Source organism: Tenacibaculum crassostreae, assembly GCF_964512405.1.
GTDB lineage: Bacteria > Bacteroidota > Bacteroidia > Flavobacteriales > Flavobacteriaceae > Polaribacter > Polaribacter crassostreae.
In genome coordinates, this window is sequence record NZ_CAZELE010000003.1 from 340,492 (window position 1) to 362,505 (window position 22,014).

Sequence of the window (22,014 nt, forward strand, 5' to 3'; positions counted from 1 at the left end):
CAAACAACAATGAAAAAAGTAAAATTAATCTTAGCAATTACATTAATGACATCTTTAAGTTTAACAGCCATGTCATGTAAGAATGGTATAAAAGAAAATACTGCTACTAATACAGAACATTCTGAGATGAATCATGATGAAATGAATGCTTCTACTGATAAGACAGTTTCTGATGCTCAAAACTCAACTGATGCTCAAAAAGTATTAACTGCTTATATGGCTCTTAAAGATGCTTTAGTAGCAACAAATGAATCTGCGGCAGCCAAAGCTGGTAAAACATTAGAAAACACATTAAAAGCATTTAAAGTGAACAACTATAGTGCAGAACAGCAGAAGGAATTAAAAGATATTATCGCTGATGCTACCGAACATGCTGAACATATTAGCAGAAGTGAAATTGGGCATCAACGTGAGCACTTTAAAGTATTGAGTAAGGATATTATAGATATGGTTGCCATAACAGGAACAGAGAATACTTTATATCAGCAGTTTTGTCCTATGTATGATGGAGGTGGTGCATGGTTAAGTATGGAAAAAAATGTAAAAAACCCTTACTATGGTAATAAAATGTTAACCTGCGGAAAGGTGCAAAAAGAAATTAACTAAATGAGAGTTGTAAAAATCATAGCACTTATTCTGTTGGTATGTTTTGTGGGTATACAATTTGTACCCACAAAACTAAACCAAAGTAGTATTGTACCCAAAAATGACTTTTTAATATTAAATAATACACCAAAAGAAATTGGAACAATATTACAAGTCTCATGCTATGATTGTCACAGTAACAACACAAAATATCCTTGGTACAATAAAATTCAACCAATAGCGTGGTTTATAGAAGATCATGTTGAAGAGGGAAAAGCAGAGTTAAATTTTAATGAGTGGGGTTCTCTTTCAAATCGAAGAAAAGTAAGTAAACTAAGGTCTATTATTAAACAGATTGAAAGTGATAAAATGCCTCTAGATTCTTACACTTTGATTCATAAGGAAGCTGAATTATCAAAATCTGAAAAGACCTTGGTTCTTGATTATATGAAAGAACTAAGAAAAAAATTAGAATAAAACTATTATTATGAAAATACTTAAATTAATTACACTAGTAACTATTCTGCTAACAAGTGTCAATTTTACTAATGCGCAGAACAGTAAGAATATGACAGATAAACAAGAGGTTATCGAAGTAATGAAGTCATACAAAAACGCTTTACAAAACTTAACAACAAAAGGTACGTTTGAGTTGTTTTCTGAAGATTCTGAAGTGTTTGAGTCAGGCGGTGTAGAAGGTTCTTATGCACATTATATAAAGCATCATCTAGGTCCAGAATTAGGGCATTTTAAAAGCTTTACTTTTTCAGATTATGAAATTGATGTGAAAGTAGATGCACCCTATGCATTTACTACAGAAACATACATCTATACTATAGCCTTAAATCCAAATGATAAGGGCAATTCTCGAACTATTAAGAAAAAAGGTGTAGCAACTTCCATTCTAAAGAAAATGGATGGCAAATGGAAAATCATCAAAACACATTCTTCTTCAAGAAATAAAAAATAAAATCATATGAGACTACGTATTCTTTTTATCCTATTATTATGCACGTTTCTTTTTGTGTCTTGTAAACAAGAAGCAAAAGAGACTAAAAAAACCAAAGAAACTTTAGAGCAACCAAAAACAGAAACTTCATCAAAGCCTTCAAAAAAAGTATTAAGTCCTCATACTTCTACTATGGCAATGATTGGTGATGCCCATATTCATATCGATTATTCATCACCTGGTGTAAGAGATAGAATAATTTTTGGAGGTTTATTAGCCTATGATAAAGTATGGCAAGCAGGAGCCCATATGGCAACATGGATAGAAACCAATAAGGGTTTAATTATTCAAGGACAAGAACTACCTAAAGGGAAATATGGTTTTTTTACAATCCCATCGAAAGATGAGTGGACAATCATTTTTAATTCTAATTGGAACCAACATGGAAAAGATGATTATGATGAGAAGGATGATATACTACGCTTTAAGGTTAAACCCGCTATTTCTGATAACATAAAAGAACATTTAGAGTACAAAGTTAGCAAGATTAGTAATGATGAAGGTAGTATTTCTCTAGCCTGGGAAAAAGTAACTGTAAGTTTTGATTTTAAGGTAAAAGAATAAAAAATGGTTAACAGACACACAGCACAAAAAATTAGAAAAACTCATCGTTATTTGGGTATTTTTATAGGTGTTCAGTTTCTATTTTGGACAATCAGTGGGCTTTATTTTAGTTGGACAAATATAGACGATATTCACGGTGACCAATTCAAGAATTCAGAGTATCAGCCTAAAACATTTAATAATCTCGTGAGCCCTTCTGAATTAAAAATTTCTGGAGGAATTAATACCATTGCTTTAAGAGATATTAATGGTGTTCCATTTTATTGGATAAACAAGAAACAATTATACAATGCTTTGGATGGTAGTCTAAAAGAAAATATTTCTGAAGAAGAAGCTTTGTACATAGCTAAAAACTACATGAAAGGTGGCTTAAAAGTAGCTTCGATTGAAAAGATTAAAGAAACAGGAAAACACCACGAATATAGAGAGCGATTATTACCTGCTTATGTAATTTCTTATGATACCGATGAAGCGCTAAAAGCATATGTATCTGTTAAGGATGGAAAGTTTCAAACCGTAAGACATCGAAGTTGGAGATGGTTCGATTTTTTATGGATGACACACACAATGGATTATGAAGGTAGAGACAACTTCAATACACTCGTATTAAGAGCCTTTTCACTTTTAGGATTAATAACCGTATTAAGTGGATTTTTATTGTGGTATACATCTTCACCATCAGTTAGAAAATTATTAAAACGAATAAAAAAATAAAGATGAAAAAATACATAATCTATTTAGGAATATTATTAGCTGGTTTGCTATTTGGCTGGTTACTTTTTGGTGGTTCATCTGAAGGTAAAACAACTCATAATCATGATGAAACTACGGCTGCAAATCAGCAATGGACTTGTTCTATGCATCCGCAAATTATGCAACCAGAACCTGGTGATTGCCCTATATGTGGTATGGATTTGATTCCTGCTGAAGCTGGAGCAGATGGATTACGTCCAGATGAATTTAAATTGTCAAAAAATGCTATGGCTTTGGCAAACGTACAAACCTCTGTTGTAGGAGATAGTGAGACAGAAGGAAATACCATAAAGTTGTCAGGAAAGATTGTAGAAAATGAAGAAGCGAATGCTGTGCAGGTCAGTTATTTTTCAGGAAGAATTGAACGATTAAATGTTAATTATGTAGGTGAAGAGGTACGTAAAGGACAGTTGCTAGCTACCATTTATTCTCCTGAATTATTTGCAGCACAACAAGAGTTAATTACCGCAGCGTCTCTAAAAGAATCACAACCTGCGTTATACCAAGCTGTACGTAGAAAATTAAAACTCTGGAAACTTTCAGAAAAGCAAATCAATCAAATTGAAAATTTAGGAAAGGTAAAAGAGAATTTTCCAGTATATGCAACAGTTTCAGGTACAGTTTCAGAAAAGTTGGTTGAAGAAGGAGCTGCTATAAAACAAGGACAACCTTTACTTAAAATAGCTAACTTAAATACTGTTTGGGCAAATTTTGATGTATATGAAAATCAAATCGATTTATTCAATAAAGGACAGGAAATTACCATAACGACGAATGCTTATCCAAATAAGAAGTTTAAAGCCAAAGTAGATTTTATAGATCCTGTTTTAAATACCAAAACCAGAACGGTAAGTCTAAGAGTTGTTTTAAAAAATTCAAAAGATACTTTTAAACCAGGAATGTTTGTTGAAGGGAGAATTGAAGTTATAAATCATGATAAGAAAGAATTACTATCGGTTCCTACTTCCGCTGTTTTATGGACTGGTGAACGTTCAGTAGTATATGTGAAAACAAGTTCTGACCAACCTGTATTTGAAATGCGTGAAGTAAAATTAGGCAATGAGATTGGAGAAAATTATGAAGTGATAAAAGGCTTGAAAAAAGGAGATGAAATTGTTACCAACGGTACATTTACTATTGATGCCGCGGCACAATTACAAGGTAAAAAATCGATGATGAACAATCAAAATACAATGGACGAACACGCAGGACATAGTATGAATGAAGCTGTTGAAAGAATAGAAGTATCTGCCAAATTTCAAAACCAACTAAAAAGTGTTTTCGAGAATTATATTCAATTAAAAGATGCTTTGGTAAAAGATGATGCTAATATTTCAAGTATATCAGCAACAACACTTCAATCTAGTTTAAACAAAGTAGATATGAAATTGTTGAAAGACGAGAGCGCACACAGTCATTGGATGCCGTTGGAGAAAGAAATTAAATCTGCTGCGAAATCCATTTCAAGTATTTCAGATATTAAAAAACAAAGAGATCATTTTAAGCATTTATCGACACATCTTACAAAGGCAGTGCAATTATTTGGTGTTAATCAAAAAATATATCATCAATTCTGCCCTATGGCAAATAACAACAAAGGAGCTTACTGGTTAAGTCTTGAGGAAAAAGTATTAAACCCCTATTTCGGAGATGCGATGTTAAGGTGTGGAGAAGTTAAAGAAACAATAGAATAATAATTAATAAAATAAAGATAATGAAAAAAGTAATTTTAAGTGTAGCAGTAGTAGTTTCAGTACTATTTACTAGCTGTAAAAACGAAGCAAAAAAAGAAACTAAGGATTCGCCTAAAATAGAAGCCGTTAAAACTATTGCAATGACCAATACTAGTTTTGGAGTTAGAGGAAATTGTGGTATGTGTAAAAACACCATAGAAAAAGCTGCTAATGGAGTAGCTGGTGTTACTAGTGCAGTTTGGGATAGAAACAAAAAGAAAATTGATGTGTCTTTTGATGAATCAAAGACTAACGTCATGGCAATTCATAATGCTATTGCCGCATCTGGTTATGATACTGAAAAAGTAGCAGGGAATGAAGAAGCATATAACGGCTTACCAGGATGTTGCAAATATGATCATAGTATGCAAATGAATCAATCTGGAGAGAACAGTTCTGATGACCATTCTAATCACGATCATTAAGAAAACATAGCTTCCGAAAACATTAAAATATATTTTCGGAAGCAATCAATTAGATATCTAAAACAACAAAAATAATGAATACTATTCTTTACATAAAAAATATGGTGTGTCCTCGCTGTATTAAAGTTATTACTGATGAGTTAACTAAAAACCAGATAAATTTTGATGAGGTTAATTTGGGGAGTATTCATTTTAAAGAAACAGTAGACGAAACTACTCTACATCAAATAAAACAAATACTTAAAAAAGAAGGGTTTGAGCTCTTAAAAAATAAGGATAGGCAACTTATAAATAAAATAAAATCAATTCTTATAGAACAAATTCATCATAGTAATACTAAAGTAACACAAAACATTTCTACAATATTAACAGATGCCATTGGTATGGATTATACTAATCTTAGCAAACTGTTTTCTGAAACTGAAAGGACAACTATTGAAAAATATATTATTCATCTAAAAATAGAAAAGGTTAAGGAGTTGCTAAAATATGGTGAGCTAAATCTATCGCAAATATCCTACGATTTAAATTATAGCAGTCCTCAACATTTATCAAGACAATTTAAACAAGTTACAGGGCTAACCCCTACGCAATTTAAAGCTTTTGGTAAAAGAAATACACTTGATAAACTTAATAATGACAATGGTTTATAACTGTTTTCATTCTTTTTCAGATTGATTTAATGAAGATGTTATTATGAAAACGGTAATAATAAGTTTAGTTGTTTTTTTTTCATACAAGTTCCTTTTGCGTATATTATTTAGTCTTATAAACTATATAAAGAAACGAATAGAAAAAGAATCGAAATAATAAAAATAACCTTAGTCTTTAAAAAAATATAACGAAGTACAATTGATACAAATTAACCATAATTATACACGATAAGGGTTCTGTTTTATAAGAAATTCGTGAAACAAAATATTCAAAATATGAAATCAGTAGTTTTAAATTTAATCGCATTTCTTTTTGTAATTAATATAATAGCACAAGAAAAAATAATACCTGAAATTTCAGGAAACACGGTTACTTATCGCATTACCATAGATGAAAAAATGGTAAACTTCACAGGGAAAGAAGTTGAAGCAATGGCAGTAAACAATTCCATTCCAGCACCAACCTTGACTTTTACCGAAGGGCAAAACGCTGTTATCTACGTTACTAACAACATGAAGGTCGAAACCTCTGTGCATTGGCACGGATTGATTTTACCTAATTTTCAAGATGGTGTGCCCTATCTCAATTCGCCACCTATTCTTCCAGGGAAAACCCACAAATTCGAATTTCCACTTACACATTCAGGAACGTATTGGTATCATTCACATACAGGTTTACAAGAACAGCGAGGAGTATATGGTGCTATTATGATAAAGCCAAAAAAACAAAAACTCGATTACGATTATGACCTGACCTTGGTATTGTCTGACTGGACAGACGAAAAGCCATATAGCGTACTTAAAAACCTAAAACGAAATAATGAGTGGTATGCTATTAAACGTAAGACTAATGTTTCTTTAGCCAATGCCATTGCTAACAATGCGCTTGGCGCTCAATTAAAGTTATGGAGCAAGCGAATGCCAGGAGTAGATATTTCCGATGTGGCTTTTGATGCTTTTCTTATTAATGGAAAACCAGCACCTACTTATCCACAATTCAAAGCGGGTGATAAAGTACGTATTAGAATGGTTAACTCTTCGGCTGCTACCTATTTTTGGATTACCATTGGCGGAAAACAAATGCTTATTGCCAGTGATGGTGTAGATGTAGTTCCTGTTCATAGAGACAAGGTATTACACGCCATTGCAGAAACGTATGATTATATCGTAACAATTCCCGAAAGTGGTGCCGTAGAAGTAAGAGCTACTGCTCAAGATGGTTCTGGATTCACATCTGCAATATTAGGAAGCGGTACTATAGAAAAGGCTAAGGTATTACCCCCTGTAGATTACATAAAGATGCTTAAACAAATGGGTAATATGAAGATGGGAGGTTCTATGAAAATGGATGAAAAAATGTCTATGAAAAAAGAGATGGAAATGGAAGAAATGCTTATGCATAAAAAAGATTCGATGCCAAAAATGAAGATGAATGACAAGCATCAACATCATAAAATGGATATGATGAAATCAGATTCCACAAAAATGAAAGGAATGAATATGCAGATGAACAAGGAGTTTTCGTATGATTATTTAAAATCACCTGTAAAAACAACCATTCATTCCGAGTTGCCGACCAATGAAATCACACTTAATCTTACTGGAAATATGTTGCGTTATGTGTGGAGTTTAAATGGCAAAGTCCTTTCCGAAGTTGATAAAATAAAAATAAAACGAGGTGAAAAAGCACGTATTACCCTTAATAACAAAACAATGATGCATCATCCAATGCATTTACATGGACATTTTTTTAGGGTTGTCAATGCCAATGGTGAATATTCACCATTAAAGCACACAGTAAATGTACCGCCAATGGGAAGCGTTACTATCGAATTTGATGCTAATGAAACTGGAGATTGGTTTTTCCATTGTCATATCTTGTATCACGCCAAAGCTGGTATGGCACGTATTTTTAGTTATGGTGATCCGCGCGATCCTCGAATGGCAAACTATCCATTAAAACAACTTACCAAAGCAGATCAAAAAATCTATACTTGGGGAGAAACTACTGTGGCAAGTCATATGGCTTCATTAGAATTAGTAGCAACTAACACCTACAACCAATTTAATGTCGATGCACAATACGGTTGGAATAAAAATGTAGAAATTGGTGCCGATTATGAACGCTATCTCGGAACATTTTTTAGAGCATACATCGGAATAGAAGCCGAAAACGAAGTTGAAGATTCTTTAGATGAAATCACAACTGTTGGACGAGCTGGTGTACGTTGGTTATTACCTTTCTTTATTGATAGCGATTTAGGTATCGACACACAGCTACGTCCTCAAATTCAGTTTTCAACTGCAATTCCAATATTTAATCGCGTAGAGTTACAAGGAATGTGGCAAATGCAAGCCGATTTTGGTTGGAAAAATGACTTACCAGCAGATACAAACTGGGAACGTGAATATATTTGGAGCGTTGGTGCAGAGTATATTTTAGGACAGTATTTTTCATTATCAGCAAGTTATGACAATCGTTTTGGAGCTGGTGGCGGATTGACAGTTAGGTTTTAAATAAAAAAGAATTATGGAAAATATAGATAAAATCAACATCAAATTAAAAGACCTAAAAAGCTGTTATAGAATCATTGCTTTGGGGTTAATTATCATTTGTATTGCGTTCACATTGGACTTTCTCAATAATCTATCAACAAACCCAATACAATTTATTAAACAAATGGGGATGCCAACACGATTTTTAGGGCTCGGAATTTTACTATTCGGGGTTGGACGTCATTTGCATTTATTGCATTTGAATGTATTAAAAATGAACCAAGAAAAAATGAAAATGTAATGAAGCATACTTATAAAATAACAGGAATGACCTGTAATGGTTGTAGAACTAAAGTTGAAAAAACCTTAAATAGTATTGAAGGCATTATAAATGCACAAGTAAGTTTACCAGATAGCGCTACCATAGAAATGGAGCAACATGTTACTACAGAAACTATGCAAGAAGTATTAGCTGAAGCAGGGAACTATACTATTGAAATGACACATCATACTCCTAAAAAAGAAGGAGAAAACAAAGGAGACTCTTGTTGTGGTGGAAATGCTAAAGCTACTGAGTCACATCAAAATAAAACAGAAGAAAAAACCGCTTCATGTTGTAGTACTGGACACAGCACAAGTAAGTATCATCAACATGGTAATGAACACAATCACCCTACACCAACATTAGGTCCAGAAGCTGCTGGAAAATATCATTGCCCTATGCACTGTGAAGGTTCTAAAGTGTATGATAAACCTGGTGATTGTCCTGTTTGTGGAATGAATTTGGAAAAAATTCCAGAGCTGATGCCTAAAAGTGTACAGTTTACCTGTCCAATGCATCCGGAAATTGTTAAAGACGAATTTGGTTCATGTCCAATTTGTGGTATGGATTTAGTACCAATGGAACACAGTGATAATGAAGAAGATGCTATTTATCAAAAACTACTTAAAAAGTTTAAAGTAGCGGTAGCTTTTACCATTCCTATTTTCATTATTGCCATGTCAGAAATGGTATCTAACAATCCGTTATATAACATTTTAGATCAAAAAATGTGGAACTGGGTTCAGTTAGTATTATCCATTCCTGTTGTTTTTTATGCAACTTGGATGTTCTTTGAAAAAGCATGGAAGTCTATAAAAACACGTAACCTAAATATGTTTACCTTAATTGGTATTGGCGCAGGTATTGCGTGGGTATTTAGTGTATTTGCTATGCTATTTCCTGATATTTTTCCAGCGCAATTTAAAACACCTCACGGTAATGTATTTGTATATTTTGAAGCTACTACAGTTATATTGACCTTAGTGTTATTAGGGCAATTACTGGAAGCAAGAGCACATAGTCAAACTAGTGGAGCTATTAAAGAGTTACTAAAGTTAGTGCCTTCAACAGCCACTCTATTGGTAAACGGTGAAGAAAAAATTATTGCTATTGATAAAATTCAACAAGGCGATTTATTACGTGTAAAACCAGGAGATAAGATTCCTGTTGATGGAGTAATTAACGAAGGGGTAAGTAGTATTGATGAATCTATGATTACTGGTGAACCAATTCCTGTAGATAAAAAGCAAGGTGATAAAGTAAGTTCAGGAACTATTAATGGTACAAAATCTTTTGTGATGGAAGCCCAAAAAGTAGGTTCTGAAACTTTGCTATCTCAAATTATCACAATGGTAAATAATGCGAGTCGTTCAAAAGCACCAATGCAAAAGTTAGCAGATAAAATCTCAAAATATTTTGTACCTATCGTATTGGTGGTTGCTGTACTTACATTTATTGTTTGGGCTATTTTTGGACCTGAACCAGCTTATGTATTTGCCTTTGTAAATGCCATAGCTGTGTTGATTATTGCGTGTCCTTGTGCCTTAGGATTAGCCACACCGATGTCTGTAATGGTTGGTATTGGACGTGGAGCACAATCAGGTGTTTTGATTAAAAACGCTGAAGCTCTTGAAAAAATGGAGAAGGTTGATACCTTAATTGTAGATAAAACGGGAACCATTACTGAAGGGAAACCGTCTGTAGAAAAAGTTATATCAATTTCAGAAAAAATCTCTGAAACTGATTTAACTCAAAAGATAGCATCATTGAATCAATATAGTGAACATCCGTTGGCAGAAGCTGTGGTTAAATTTGCCAAAGAAAAAAACATAAAGGATGTTGATGTTCCAGATTTTGAAGCTGTAAAAGGTAAAGGAGTTATTGGAACTATAGACGGACATCAAGTGTCTTTAGGTAATGATAAATTGTTACATCAGTTTAATATTGAGCTTTCTAATAACTTGTTAGAACAAGCTAAAGCAGAACAACAACAAGGTAAAACGGTTTCATACATTGCTATCGGTAAAGAAGCCGTTGGTTATGTTACTATTTTTGATGCCATTAAGAAAACAAGTGAGGAAGCTATTAAAACTTTACAAGCAAAAGGTATTGAAGTGATAATGCTTACAGGTGATAATAAAAATACTGCTCAAGCAGTTGCGGAAAAATTACAGTTAAAACATTTTAAAGCAGAATGCTTACCAGAGGATAAACTTAAAGAAATTGAGTTATTACAAGCGCAAGGTAAAATTGTAGCAATGGCTGGTGATGGAATTAATGATGCACCTGCATTAGCACAATCGGATGTTGGAATCGCTATGGGAACAGGAACAGATGTTGCTATAGAAAGTGCTTCTATTACCTTGGTAAAAGGTGATTTACAAGGTATTGTAAAAGCTAAAAACCTAAGTCATAAAGTTGTGCAAAACATTAAGCAAAATCTATTTTTTGCATTTATCTATAATGTTTTAGGTGTTCCCGTTGCTGCAGGAGTTTTATTTCCAATCTTCGGCATATTATTATCACCTATGATTGCCGCACTAGCTATGAGTTTTAGCTCTGTGTCTGTAATCGGGAATGCGTTGCGATTGCGAAATGTAAAAATTTAATTTTGTAGAACAGAAAGACTTTTAACCAACTATGTGCGCCCAATCATAATCGTTATTGAATTTTGCAGTACTTTGAACGTGGTAGTTTTCCATTATTGCAAACTAAATGAAAATCAACCTTAATAATTTAAAGAAACCTTAACAGTTAATAACATAACTAAATTGTAAACTTTGTATCTTTGCCTAAGTTTATGAAGCATCTAATAATCTATATATTAACATTTTTATTGATGTCGCCACCGCTATTGGCGCATAATGATGTTATTATATATGAAGATGATATCGAGCAACATATTGATGTTGATCATGAACATGAAGAAGAGCATCATCAAAATGATAATGATGAAGATAAGAATAAGGAGCACCACCATCATTGTTCCATAGAATTCTCTTCAATTTTGGCTATTTCTTTTCCATTAAACCAACTTCAAATAGTTGTTGCTTCTTCTGAAAAAACTTTAATAAGTTTTTATCAATCAATTTACAATTCTTCTTATTTAGACGGTATTTTCCAACCACCTCGGGTTTAGAGTTACTAGTATTAAGTTATTCTGAATTTATTTCAGAAACTCATTTTAATGCATCTTTTCATTAGAAAAGATGTCTACTAATTAATATAAATAGTAACAAAATTCATCATTATGTTGGATAATATTATAAAATTTTCGATTAAAAATAAATTGATTATTGGAACATTGGTATTTGCTTTAATAGGCTGGGGAATCTATTCTGCAAAACAATTACCAATAGATGCTTTACCAGACATTACCAATAATCAGGTACAAATTATAACTTCAGCCCCTTCTCAATCAGCTCAAGATATTGAGCGTTTGGTTACATTTCCAGTTGAAATGACTATGTCTAATATACCAGATGTAGAAGAAATACGTTCATTTTCGCGCTTTGGGTTGAGTGTGGTAACTGTCGTCTTTAAGGATAACATTGATATTTATTGGGCACGTCAACAAATCAGTGAACGTCTCATAGAAGCAAAAAACCAAATTCCATCTGGTATTGGTACACCAGAAATGATGCCTGTAACAACAGGATTGGGTGAAATTTATCAATATACTTTATATGCTAAAAAAGGTTATGAGAAACAATACGATGCTATGGAGTTACGCTCTATTCAAGATTGGATTGTCCGTCGTCAATTATTGGGGTTAGAAGGTGTTGCAGATGTAAGTAGTTTTGGAGGATATCTTAAGCAATACGAAGTTGCACTAATACCAGAGCGTCTATCTGCCTTAAATATAAGTATAAGTGACGTGTTTAGTGCCTTGTCAAAAAACAATCAAAATACAGGAGGAGCATATATTGACAAAAACCCAAAGGCCTATTTTATACGTAGTGAAGGTTTGATAAAAACGTTAGACGATATTAAAAATATTGTTGTAACGAATACTCAAAACGGCACCCCTGTTTTAATTAGAGACATAGGAAAAGTACAATTTGGTAACGCCATTCGTTATGGTGCTATGACTAGAAATGGTGAGGGTGAAGTTGTTGGTGCTATTGTAATGATGTTAAAAGGAGCTAACTCATCTAAAGTAATAAAAAACGTAAAAGAGCGTATTTCTCAAATTGAAAAAAGTCTTCCTGAAGGTGTTGAAATTCGCCCATTTTTAGATAGAACAAAATTAGTAAATAAAGCTATTAAAACAGTTTCAACAAACTTAATTGAAGGAGCTCTAATTGTAATTTTCATCTTGGTTTTACTTCTTGGAAATTTAAGAGCCAGTTTAATAGTTGCCTCGGTTATTCCTTTATCCATGTTGTTCGCAATAAGCTTAATGAATTTATTCGGTGTATCAGGAAATCTAATGAGTTTAGGTGCAATTGATTTTGGGATTATAGTTGACGGATCTGTTATCATTGTTGAAGCTACTTTACATCATCTGGGATTGCGAAAATCAGGTACATTACTCTCTCAATCTCAAATGGACGATGAAGTGTATCAATCAGCCTCAAAAATTAGAACGAGTGCGGCATTTGGAGAAATTATAATCTTAATAGTGTACTTGCCAATTTTAGCTTTAGTAGGTATCGAAGGAAAAATGTTCAAACCAATGGCAATGACCGTTAGCTTTGCTATACTTGGAGCATTTATTTTATCACTAACATACGTGCCAATGATTAGTGCACTTTTTTTAAAGAAGAAGTTAGTTGATAAAAAGAACTTTTCAGATAAAATTATCGAATCAATTCAAAAGGTTTACGAACCAATATTAAATTTTGTACTTACTAATGCTACCAAAGTAATTATTGCTACACTTTTAATCTTTTCGTTTAGCATTTTTACGTTTACTAAAATGGGCTCAGAATTTATACCTACACTAGATGAAGGAGATTTTGCTGCACAAATGATGGTAAGTACAGGAAGTAGTGTATCTCATACTATTAAATCATCTGAAAAGGCAGAACAAATTTTATTACGAGAGTTTCCAGATGAAGTTATAGAAGTTGTGGGAAAAATAGGTTCTTCTGAAATACCAACTGATCCAATGCCTATTGAAGCGGCAGATATAATGATTATCCTTTCTGAACCAGACCATTGGACTAAAGCAAATTCCAAAGAAGAATTGGCTCAAAAAATGCAGGAAAAACTTGAAGAAAATATGGTGGGAGTAACCTTTGGTTTTCAACAACCCATACAAATGCGTTTTAACGAATTGATGACTGGTGCACGACAAGATGTTGTATTAAAAGTTTATGGAGAAGATCTAGACAAATTAATTTCTTATGGAAATAAGATTGCGAAAATAATTCCAACTGTTCAAGGTGCTGAAGATTTATATGTTGAAAAGGTTGGTGGATTACAACAAATCGTAATTGACTATAAAAGAGAACAGCTAGCACGTTACGGATTAGCTATTCAAGATGTAAATACTGCTATTAATGCAGCTTTTGCAGGACAAAATGCAGGAACAGTATATGAAGGTGAAAAGCGATACGATTTAGTTGTAAGATTACAAAAATCTAGTCGCAATAGTATAGAGGATATTAAAAAACTCTATGTTACAATGCCTAATGGCATGCAAATTCCATTAGCAAGTGTTGCAGAGATAAGTTTTAAAACAGGCCCGAATCAAATTCAAAGAGACGATGCCAAACGTCGATTAACTGTCGGGTTTAATGTACGTGGACGTGATGTGGCTAGTATAGTTTCTGAAGTAAAAAAGAACATTGAAGAGAAAGTTCAATTTGATGCAGGCTACTATGTAACCTATGGAGGTACGTTTAAAAATTTAGAAGAAGCACGTACAAGATTAGGAATTGCCGTACCTGTGGCCTTATTACTTATTTTTATGTTACTGTATATTACGTTTAAGTCGGTAAAACAGAGCTTACTTATTTTTATGGCAATTCCTATGTCGGCCATTGGCGGAATATTTGCATTATGGTTGAGAGATATGCCTTTTAGTATCTCGGCAGGAATAGGGTTTATTGCGCTATTTGGTGTTGCTGTTTTAAATGGTATTGTACTTATTGCTGAATTTAATCGCCTCAAAAAAGACGGAATGACTAACGTTGTCGATGTGATTAAAAAAGGAACATCAGTACGTTTACGCCCTGTTATAATGACTGCTTTGGTAGCATCTGTTGGTTTCTTACCAATGGCTTTAGCCACATCAGCAGGAGCGGAAGTACAAAAACCATTAGCTACTGTAGTTATTGGCGGTTTAGTTTCAGCTACTTTATTAACCTTGTTGATTTTGCCAATTTTATATATGTTTTTTGAAACTAAATCGATTAAAAAACCGAATAAAAATACAATAACTGTAGCTCTATTTTTCTTAGGTATTTCATTTGCCAGTGCGCAACAATCTACCAATGTTTTAACTGAAAAAGAGGCTATCGAATTAGCATTAGCGAAGTCAGTTACATTAAAAAAGGCCACATTAAATATTGAAAAGCAGAAGACTAACATTGGCGGAGCGATAGTATTAGAACCCTTATCAGTTAACTATCAAACTGTGGGAATTGCACCCAATGCAGATGAAAAAGAATGGAGTATAAATCAAAATTTTGGTTCTATTTTATCACATATTAATAGACAAAAACTAGCTAAAACACAAACAGAGTTTGCAAAGCTAAATGCAGATATATCCCAAAGACAAGCTGTTTTAAATGTTCGATATTTATACCAGCAATGGCATTATTTATATGCCTTAAAATCCTTGATGGAAGAACAGCAAAAAAATGTAAATGCTATAAAAAGCATCTCAAATAAGCTACATGAATCAGGAGAAATAGGTGGATTAGAAAATGATGTTACTATTCTACAATCCTTGGGTGTACAGTCACAAAAAAGTAATGTATATAAGCAGTTTATTAATATAGAAAATCAGTTAAAATTCTTATTGCAATTAGATAACAAAATTGTGCCAGAAAAAGAATTTCCAAAACCATTACCATTACCAACTATAGAAAGCAATTCGACAATGTTTTTAGATGCTATTAATAAAAGTAATGAAGTGGCAGATAAAAAAGTTGCAGTAGCTAAATCCATATATTTTCCAGAAGTTACTGCTGGGATTATTAATAGGAAAGAAGGAAATGCTAACGCATATACAGGTTTTAGAGTAGGCTTAAATATTCCTTTACCGTTTGGAGTTAATAAAGCAAAAATCAAAAAGCAAAAAATCATAAGAGAAGAGATTGCTTTTGAAAATGAAGCGAAAAAAGTAGCCTTAAAAAATAATAGTAGCAGTTTGCAATTGCAGGTTGTACAGTTACAATCAGAATTAGAAAGCATCAAAAGCACAACCGAACAGGCCCAAAAGTTCATTATAAAATTAGAAACGGCTTATAAAGCGGGCGAAATAGATGCTTATCAATACAATCAGAGCTTTAATGCTTATTTTCAAGTAATGCAAAACTATTTACAATTAGTAAACACCTATAATAAAACAGTTATAGAATATGAATTCTACAACAAAATATTAAACAAATGAAAAGAATAATAATATTATTTATGGTAATTGCAGCTGTAATAAGCTGTAAATCAAAACATGAAGATGATCACGATCATGAAAAAGAACAATCCAGAATTGTAAAGTCTGAAGAGGATAAAGGTGATTCGGAAGAACATTCAGAAAATGAAATTCACTTAAACGCCACTCAAATAAAATCGGCAAACATACAAACCGATAGTATTCGTGAACGAAATATTCGTGAGCGCATTGAAGTTACTGGGAGTATTGAAGTGCCTCCACAAAGTAAAGCAACTGTATATGCTCCATTAGAGGCCTTTGTTTTTAAAACAGATTTGTTGCCAGGAGATAAAGTTCATAAAGGACAAACAGTAGCAATTTTACAGCACCCTAATTTTACCGATTTACAATACAATTACTTAGAAGCAATAAACAAACATTCTTTAGCAAAGTCCGAATATGATAGAAAGAAGATGTTATTTGAAAAAGACATTGCTTCAAAAAAGTCGTTCCAAATGGCTCAAAGTGTGTACCTATCTGCAAAAAGTTTAGTAGACAGTTATGCATCACAACTGAAAATGGCAGGAATTTCACCAACTATTGTTAGAAATAGTGGTATACAACAATATGTTTATGTAAAAGCACCAATTTCTGGTTACGTTGTAGAGAACAACCTAAATAAAGGAAAGTTTTTAGAAGCAAATTCGGAAATGATGGAGATTATAGATAACGATCATAAACATGCTGAACTAAATGTATTTGGTTCTGATATATCAAGATTAAAGATTAAAGATGAGTTTGTATTTAAACCTAATGGTATAGATAGAGAATATAACGGTTATATTAAATTGATTAGTCAAAAAGTTAATGACCAAACAAAAACTGTTAATGTTCATGGGCATTTCGAAGATGAACAACAATTACTAAGAGCGGGTACATTTATAAATGCTGAAATTTTGTTAGGTGGAGAAAATAAGACCACAGTACCAGAAGAAGCAATTGTAGATATTGAAGGTGAAAAGTTTATATTCATGGCTGAAAGTAATGAGGAATTTATTCCATTAGAAGTCACGATTGGAAGTACCGATAATGGGTTTACAGAATTAAAAACTATTCAAGAAAATAACTTTAACATTAATATAGTAACCAGCGGGGCACATTTTTTAAAAGGTGAATTACTTAAAAAAGCTGGAGGAATGGAAGGACATGCGCATTAGCAGAATAGTCGATACCATTTATATAAGATGATCATTAATATTTATTAAAAAAATGTCACAACAAAAACATACTAAAAACGACGGACACAATCACGAAAATCACGGTGGATTTTTAGGTAAAAATACAGAGCTTTATTTTGCCATTGGAAGTGGAGTTTTCTTTTTCGCTGGATTAATTATAGAAAAATTAACCAACTTACCAGCCAACTATGCACTGATAAGTTTTATTATTTCCTTTTTTCTTGGTGGATTTTTTACAACTAAAGAAGCCATCGAAAAAATAGGCAAAGGACAATTTGAAATAGACTTTTTAATGCTAGTAGCCGCAGCAGGTGCCGCCTATCTTGGAAAATGGGAAGAAGGTGCAATGCTACTATTTTTATTTAGTATTGGGCACGCTCTTGAGGAGTATGCAATGGGGCGCGCTAAAAAATCTATTCAAGCATTAGGTGAATTATCGCCAAAAAAAGCATTGGTAAAGCGTAATAATACAATTGTTGAAGTAGCTATAGAAGAGCTACAACTTAATGATATAATTGTAGTAAAACCTAATACCAAAATAGCAGCAGATGGTGTCATTGTAAAAGGAAATTCAAGTATTAATCAAGCATCTATTACTGGAGAAAGTATGCCAGTCGATAAAAAAGCAATTTCGAATATTGATAGTATTCCAAGTTTTGAAAATATTAATATTGAGAATAAAGTATTTACAGGCACAATTAATGGTGATAATGCTTTGGAAATACAGGTATTGCGTTTGAGTAAAGATAGTACGATTGCACGCTTGGTGAAAATGGTAAGTGAAGCCGAAGATCAAAAATCACCAACACAACTATTAACCAAGAAGTTTGAAAAATGGTTTGTGCCTGCGGTTATTGTTTTGGTAGTTGCGCTATGTTTTGCATATTTGGTAATAGATGAAACACCAAAAGAAAGCCTTTACAGAGCTATTGCTGTTTTAGTAGCTGCAAGCCCTTGTGCTTTGGCAATTTCTACACCAAGTGCAGTATTAAGTGGTGTGGCGAGAGCTGCACAAAAAGGAGTATTGATTAAAGGCGGACGTGCATTAGAAGATCTAGGTAGTTTAACTACAATTGCTTTCGATAAAACAGGAACATTAACTGAAGGGAAGCCAAAACTAACTAATGCTATTGCATTAAAAGGTTTTGATCAAGACGAATTCTTAAAATTAGTTTTAGAAGTTGAAAGTTTAAGTAATCATCCATTAGCGAAAGCTATTTCTAAAGACATTAAAGAACAGTACAGTTTAACTATTGCGAATAAAGCGACTAATATTAAAGCTATTCAGGGAAAAGGAATTTCTGCCAACTATGATAATGGTGAAGTATTTATTGGTAATGAAAAACTAATGATAGATAAAAATATTGTTGTTTCTTCGGATGTTAAAATGCAAATGAGCGATTTATTAAAAAATGGACATACTGCAATGTTGGTAGCGTTTAATAATAAACTTATCGGGTTACTAAGTGTAATGGATGTACCAAGAGAGCATGCGAAAAGTACACTTCAAAAATTAAAAGAAATCGGGATTAAAAAGATGATAATGCTAACTGGCGATCATCAAAATGTAGGTGAAAGTATTGCCAAACAAATAGGTTTAACGGAAGCCAAAGGAAATTTATTACCAGAGGATAAAGTAACTGCAATTAAAAATTTAAAACAGCGCGATAGTAAGATAGCTATGGTTGGTGATGGTGTAAATGATGCACCAGCAATGGCTAATAGTACAGTTGGTATTGCTATGGGTGCAGCGGGTAGTGATGTAGCATTAGAAACAGCAGATGTTGCCTTAATGTCTGATAAAATTGAAAACTTACCATTTGTAATTGGATTAAGTAGGCAGTCAAAATCAATTATTAAGCAAAATTTATGGATGAGTTTAGGTATTGTAGCCATCTTAATCCCTTTAACTATTTCTGGTATTGCCAAAATTGGACCCGCAATGCTAATGCATGAAGGTTCAACTTTATTAGTTGTATTTAATGCCTTAAGATTGTTACGTTTTAAAACATAAATTGAAACAAAATTGAAATGAAGTAATTAAGTTTTGTTTTAAAGTGTATAGAGAGGCTAATTATAGCCTCTTTTTTTATTTGTATAATATATTTATATCCAATATTCCTGCAATTTAAACTCGTAAAATACTCCCATCAAAAGACTACGGCATAAAGCTATCGCTTATTCCTCTACTTGTTTATTCCGTTTCCTTTTGAGCTGAGATTTTACTTTCGTTTGGTGCTTGCTCAAATATTGTTTAATCTAAATTTTAAAATAATGGAAACAAAAGCAAAGCAAAACGGAGTAAGAACTACAAGAAAGACGACTGCGAAAGTCAAAAAAGAAGTTCAAGACAAGTTGACCAAAGAAGCTGTTGGAGAAACAGTTGTGCCAGAAAAGAAAGCGATTACTGAAAAACCTGTAGTCAATTTAGATGATCGAATCCAAAAATTTGAGAAGTTAAGAGGATTAGCAACTCAACGTGAACGATTGACACAGACATTAAACGAGCTCACCAAATTTAATTACAATCAAGATGGTTCATGTGCTTTTCATTTAAGAGACTCTCACAATTTGGAGTTCAAAACAACCAACTCAAATCTTATAAAATTGGTTACTTCTCATTTACAAACAACCTTGGAACAACGTAAATCTGAAATTGAAGAACAGATTGTGCAATTTGAACTGTAAAATATGTCTAACCTTTTAAAAGTAAAGCCTACTCGCAAGAGTGGGCTTTGTTTTTTAATTAAAATACTATAACCATGAGTCATTCTAAATTACAACTTGATTTTGGTTTCGATTGTAAACCAATTTCAAACCCAAAAGTGAATATAAAGCCGAATAAGAAATTGGTTTCAGATTCGGTTTTCGATATGATGGATTGCCTTACCAGTCCAATCATTGTTTTTAAATCGGCATGGAAAGATACCGTACCAAAAGACATACTGAATAATATCTCAATGGCACGCATGATGTCCTTAATGTTAAAAGAAGACATGGCTTCGATAACTGAGGTTGTAGCTTATATGATGCCAAGGACATTAGAAGCACCTATGTCATCTGAATGGACAAGAATTTATACTTGGTGCGGACTTCAATATGCCAAATCATTTAAAAAGAAGTCGATGGTTGAAGCAATGAATGATATTGCACCGAGTGAGCTTTCTCAATATGAAGAATCACTTTTAACAAATTTGAGAATATGGATTTATAACAAGAGACGTGAAGCATTGAAAGTATCTTTAAAGAATAATAAAAAAGCAACTCCTAAAGAGAAAAAGGTTAAGCAAAAGGGACTGTTTCATCTTAAAGATTAGATTTTTTAATCGGAAAGTCAATCGTATAATTTTTCTTTACAGAATTATTGAGAAAGCCTTCTCTAACTTTCCTCAATAATTCTTAAAAACCATACGCTTTCCTCACACATTTTAAGGGGTTTCTAATAGATGAAGCCTTTGCTTGTTTTTCGGGACAGCGAAAAACAGGAATGCTATAAGCATTTCTAATTTAAACACAGTTGCTTATCTCGCTTAACTTTCTGTACGCTCTAACACAACTGCATTTAAAAGAATTGCTAATACCCTATGGAACTTGTCAAGACCATGCAAGTTTTAGAAAAAAATAAGGTATCTACTTCCTTGAAATTCCAAGGAATTTACTACGTCGCAAACACACCTGATTTTATCTTCTAAAAGTCTTGACAAAACCCACTTCAACTATTGTGCTACGCACGAGAGAAATCAAACAAACACCCCTTAAAATTTAATTCAGTTTAAAATCTAAAGGGAAATATTAATCTTAAATTTTTATATCATGAGTACATTAAAAAACAAAGTACAGTTAATCGGAAACGTTGGGCAAGAACCAACCATCACAACTCTTGAAAGTGGTAAAAAAGTAGTTCGTTTATCATTAGCAACCAATGAGAATTACAAAAACAGTAATGGTGAAAAGCAGACAGATACTAACTGGCACAATATTGTTGCTTGGGGTAAGACTGCGGACATCATAGAAAAGTATGTAAATAAAGGCAAAGAGATTGCTGTTGAGGGAAAATTAACCTCACGTTCTTACGAGGACAAAGAGGGTGTAAAACGCTATGTTACCGAAGTAGTGGTTTCTGAAATCTTACTAATGGGTAACAATAATTAATTAAAAAGTAAAGAGGGTGCAACTTTCGACAGAGACACCCTCTTTTTTCATTATCAAACTAAATAGAATAACAATGAAGAATAAAGTTAACGAAATCATTGTGAGTTACAAAGAAAAACAAGCAATTTCTAAGGCTCCAACTATAACAAGTTCATTGGTAGCAGGAAAGTTACTATATGAAAATTGGGATAAAGACACGATTAGTTTAAAAGAAACTTTTAAGGTGTTACTTTTAAATAACTCAAATAAAGTAAAAGGAATTTATGAACTTTCCCAAGGTGGTATTACAGGCACATTGGTAGATCTACGTGTACTATATGCCGTTATATTAAAATCACTTTCTGTGGCTGTTATTTTAGCTCACAATCATCCAAGCGGTAAATTAATTCCAAGTGAAGCAGATAAGCATCTTACTCGTAAGATAGTTAAAGCAGGAAATTACTTCGATGTTAAGGTTTTGGACCATTTAATAGTTGTTCCCAATGGAGCATATTATAGCTTTGCTGATAGCGGTTTGTTATAATTTAAACCTTTGAAT

The 22,014-nt window shown here is 32.9% G+C and carries 19 protein-coding genes; all 19 read left to right on the forward strand.

Features of this window, described 5'->3' with window-relative positions; translation table 11 throughout:
• The first annotated feature begins 9 nt into the window (after window positions 1–9).
• Window positions 10–606, forward strand: a complete 597-nt coding sequence (locus tag ACKTST_RS03835) for a DUF3347 domain-containing protein (protein WP_348718377.1) — start codon at window positions 10–12, stop codon at window positions 604–606.
• On the forward strand, window positions 607–1,062 hold the full coding sequence (locus ACKTST_RS03840; RefSeq protein ID WP_348718378.1) for a heme-binding domain-containing protein: 456 nt from the start codon (window positions 607–609) through the stop codon (window positions 1,060–1,062).
• 10 nt (window positions 1,063–1,072) lie between these two features.
• Window positions 1,073–1,555, forward strand: coding sequence for a YybH family protein (locus ACKTST_RS03845; protein WP_348718379.1), 483 nt, complete (start codon window positions 1,073–1,075; stop codon window positions 1,553–1,555).
• A gap of 6 nt (window positions 1,556–1,561) precedes the next feature.
• Window positions 1,562–2,158 carry a DUF2911 domain-containing protein gene (locus ACKTST_RS03850; protein WP_348718380.1) on the forward strand — a complete coding sequence of 199 codons (597 nt, stop codon included), beginning with the start codon at window positions 1,562–1,564 and terminating at the stop codon, window positions 2,156–2,158.
• 3 nt (window positions 2,159–2,161) lie between these two features.
• Window positions 2,162–2,872: a PepSY domain-containing protein gene (locus tag ACKTST_RS03855; protein ID WP_408046456.1), complete on the forward strand. Its 711-nt coding sequence runs from the start codon at window positions 2,162–2,164 to the stop codon at window positions 2,870–2,872.
• Window positions 2,873–2,874: 2 nt separating this feature from the next.
• Window positions 2,875–4,605 (forward strand): efflux RND transporter periplasmic adaptor subunit, encoded by a 1,731-nt coding sequence (locus ACKTST_RS03860; protein WP_348718382.1) that lies wholly within the window; start codon window positions 2,875–2,877, stop codon window positions 4,603–4,605.
• Between the two features lie 20 nt (window positions 4,606–4,625).
• On the forward strand, window positions 4,626–5,069 hold the full coding sequence (locus ACKTST_RS03865; RefSeq protein WP_348718383.1) for a heavy-metal-associated domain-containing protein: 444 nt from the start codon (window positions 4,626–4,628) through the stop codon (window positions 5,067–5,069).
• A 74-nt stretch (window positions 5,070–5,143) separates the two neighbouring features.
• Entirely contained in the window at window positions 5,144–5,722 is a 579-nt protein-coding gene (locus ACKTST_RS03870; protein WP_348718384.1) for an AraC family transcriptional regulator, read from the forward strand.
• 276 nt (window positions 5,723–5,998) lie between these two features.
• The gene (locus ACKTST_RS03875) at window positions 5,999–8,239 is read left to right on the forward strand and encodes a multicopper oxidase domain-containing protein (protein WP_348718386.1); all 2,241 of its coding nucleotides are present in this window, start codon (window positions 5,999–6,001) and stop codon (window positions 8,237–8,239) included.
• 13 nt (window positions 8,240–8,252) lie between these two features.
• On the forward strand, window positions 8,253–8,519 hold the full coding sequence (locus ACKTST_RS03880) for a hypothetical protein (RefSeq protein WP_348718387.1): 267 nt from the start codon (window positions 8,253–8,255) through the stop codon (window positions 8,517–8,519).
• The gene (locus ACKTST_RS03885) at window positions 8,519–11,149 is read left to right on the forward strand and encodes a heavy metal translocating P-type ATPase (protein WP_348718388.1); all 2,631 of its coding nucleotides are present in this window, start codon (window positions 8,519–8,521) and stop codon (window positions 11,147–11,149) included. The genes ACKTST_RS03880 and ACKTST_RS03885 overlap by 1 nt, the downstream gene beginning before the upstream one ends.
• A 230-nt stretch (window positions 11,150–11,379) precedes the next feature.
• Window positions 11,380–11,679 (forward strand): hypothetical protein, encoded by a 300-nt coding sequence (locus ACKTST_RS03890; RefSeq protein ID WP_299009075.1) that lies wholly within the window; start codon window positions 11,380–11,382, stop codon window positions 11,677–11,679.
• Window positions 11,680–11,790: 111 nt separating this feature from the next.
• Window positions 11,791–16,107 (forward strand): CusA/CzcA family heavy metal efflux RND transporter, encoded by a 4,317-nt coding sequence (locus ACKTST_RS03895; protein WP_348718390.1) that lies wholly within the window; start codon window positions 11,791–11,793, stop codon window positions 16,105–16,107.
• The gene (locus ACKTST_RS03900) at window positions 16,104–17,303 is read left to right on the forward strand and encodes an efflux RND transporter periplasmic adaptor subunit (RefSeq protein ID WP_348718391.1); all 1,200 of its coding nucleotides are present in this window, start codon (window positions 16,104–16,106) and stop codon (window positions 17,301–17,303) included. The genes ACKTST_RS03895 and ACKTST_RS03900 overlap by 4 nt, the downstream gene beginning before the upstream one ends.
• Before the next feature lie 52 nt (window positions 17,304–17,355).
• Window positions 17,356–19,338 (forward strand): heavy metal translocating P-type ATPase, encoded by a 1,983-nt coding sequence (locus ACKTST_RS03905; RefSeq protein WP_348718392.1) that lies wholly within the window; start codon window positions 17,356–17,358, stop codon window positions 19,336–19,338.
• A 260-nt stretch (window positions 19,339–19,598) separates the two neighbouring features.
• A complete protein-coding gene (locus tag ACKTST_RS03910; protein ID WP_348718394.1) occupies window positions 19,599–20,012 on the forward strand; it encodes a hypothetical protein in 414 nt (137 codons plus the stop codon).
• A gap of 74 nt (window positions 20,013–20,086) precedes the next feature.
• Entirely contained in the window at window positions 20,087–20,641 is a 555-nt protein-coding gene (locus ACKTST_RS03915) for a hypothetical protein (protein ID WP_348718396.1), read from the forward strand.
• Window positions 20,642–21,137: 496 nt separating this feature from the next.
• Window positions 21,138–21,476 (forward strand): single-stranded DNA-binding protein, encoded by a 339-nt coding sequence (locus tag ACKTST_RS03920; protein ID WP_348718397.1) that lies wholly within the window; start codon window positions 21,138–21,140, stop codon window positions 21,474–21,476.
• A 73-nt stretch (window positions 21,477–21,549) separates the two neighbouring features.
• Window positions 21,550–21,999 carry a JAB domain-containing protein gene (locus ACKTST_RS03925; protein ID WP_348718398.1) on the forward strand — a complete coding sequence of 150 codons (450 nt, stop codon included), beginning with the start codon at window positions 21,550–21,552 and terminating at the stop codon, window positions 21,997–21,999.
• Window positions 22,000–22,014: the final 15 nt, after the last annotated feature.

Excerpts from the sequence above, each read along its gene's own strand:
- ACKTST_RS03835 (WP_348718377.1), top strand. The coding sequence starts at position 10 with ATGAAAAAAGTAAAATTAATCTTAGCAATTACATTAATGACATCTTTA.
- ACKTST_RS03840 (WP_348718378.1), top strand. The coding sequence starts at position 607 with ATGAGAGTTGTAAAAATCATAGCACTTATTCTGTTGGTATGTTTTGTG.
- ACKTST_RS03845 (WP_348718379.1), top strand. The coding sequence starts at position 1,073 with ATGAAAATACTTAAATTAATTACACTAGTAACTATTCTGCTAACAAGT.
- ACKTST_RS03850 (WP_348718380.1), top strand. The coding sequence starts at position 1,562 with ATGAGACTACGTATTCTTTTTATCCTATTATTATGCACGTTTCTTTTT.
- ACKTST_RS03855 (WP_408046456.1), top strand. The coding sequence starts at position 2,162 with ATGGTTAACAGACACACAGCACAAAAAATTAGAAAAACTCATCGTTAT.
- ACKTST_RS03860 (WP_348718382.1), top strand. The coding sequence starts at position 2,875 with ATGAAAAAATACATAATCTATTTAGGAATATTATTAGCTGGTTTGCTA.
- ACKTST_RS03865 (WP_348718383.1), top strand. The coding sequence starts at position 4,626 with ATGAAAAAAGTAATTTTAAGTGTAGCAGTAGTAGTTTCAGTACTATTT.
- ACKTST_RS03870 (WP_348718384.1), top strand. The coding sequence starts at position 5,144 with ATGAATACTATTCTTTACATAAAAAATATGGTGTGTCCTCGCTGTATT.
- ACKTST_RS03875 (WP_348718386.1), top strand. The coding sequence starts at position 5,999 with ATGAAATCAGTAGTTTTAAATTTAATCGCATTTCTTTTTGTAATTAAT.
- ACKTST_RS03880 (WP_348718387.1), top strand. The coding sequence starts at position 8,253 with ATGGAAAATATAGATAAAATCAACATCAAATTAAAAGACCTAAAAAGC.
- ACKTST_RS03885 (WP_348718388.1), top strand. The coding sequence starts at position 8,519 with ATGAAGCATACTTATAAAATAACAGGAATGACCTGTAATGGTTGTAGA.
- ACKTST_RS03890 (WP_299009075.1), top strand. The coding sequence starts at position 11,380 with ATGTCGCCACCGCTATTGGCGCATAATGATGTTATTATATATGAAGAT.
- ACKTST_RS03895 (WP_348718390.1), top strand. The coding sequence starts at position 11,791 with ATGTTGGATAATATTATAAAATTTTCGATTAAAAATAAATTGATTATT.
- ACKTST_RS03900 (WP_348718391.1), top strand. The coding sequence starts at position 16,104 with ATGAAAAGAATAATAATATTATTTATGGTAATTGCAGCTGTAATAAGC.
- ACKTST_RS03905 (WP_348718392.1), top strand. The coding sequence starts at position 17,356 with ATGTCACAACAAAAACATACTAAAAACGACGGACACAATCACGAAAAT.
- ACKTST_RS03910 (WP_348718394.1), top strand. The coding sequence starts at position 19,599 with ATGGAAACAAAAGCAAAGCAAAACGGAGTAAGAACTACAAGAAAGACG.
- ACKTST_RS03915 (WP_348718396.1), top strand. The coding sequence starts at position 20,087 with ATGAGTCATTCTAAATTACAACTTGATTTTGGTTTCGATTGTAAACCA.
- ACKTST_RS03920 (WP_348718397.1), top strand. The coding sequence starts at position 21,138 with ATGAGTACATTAAAAAACAAAGTACAGTTAATCGGAAACGTTGGGCAA.
- ACKTST_RS03925 (WP_348718398.1), top strand. The coding sequence starts at position 21,550 with ATGAAGAATAAAGTTAACGAAATCATTGTGAGTTACAAAGAAAAACAA.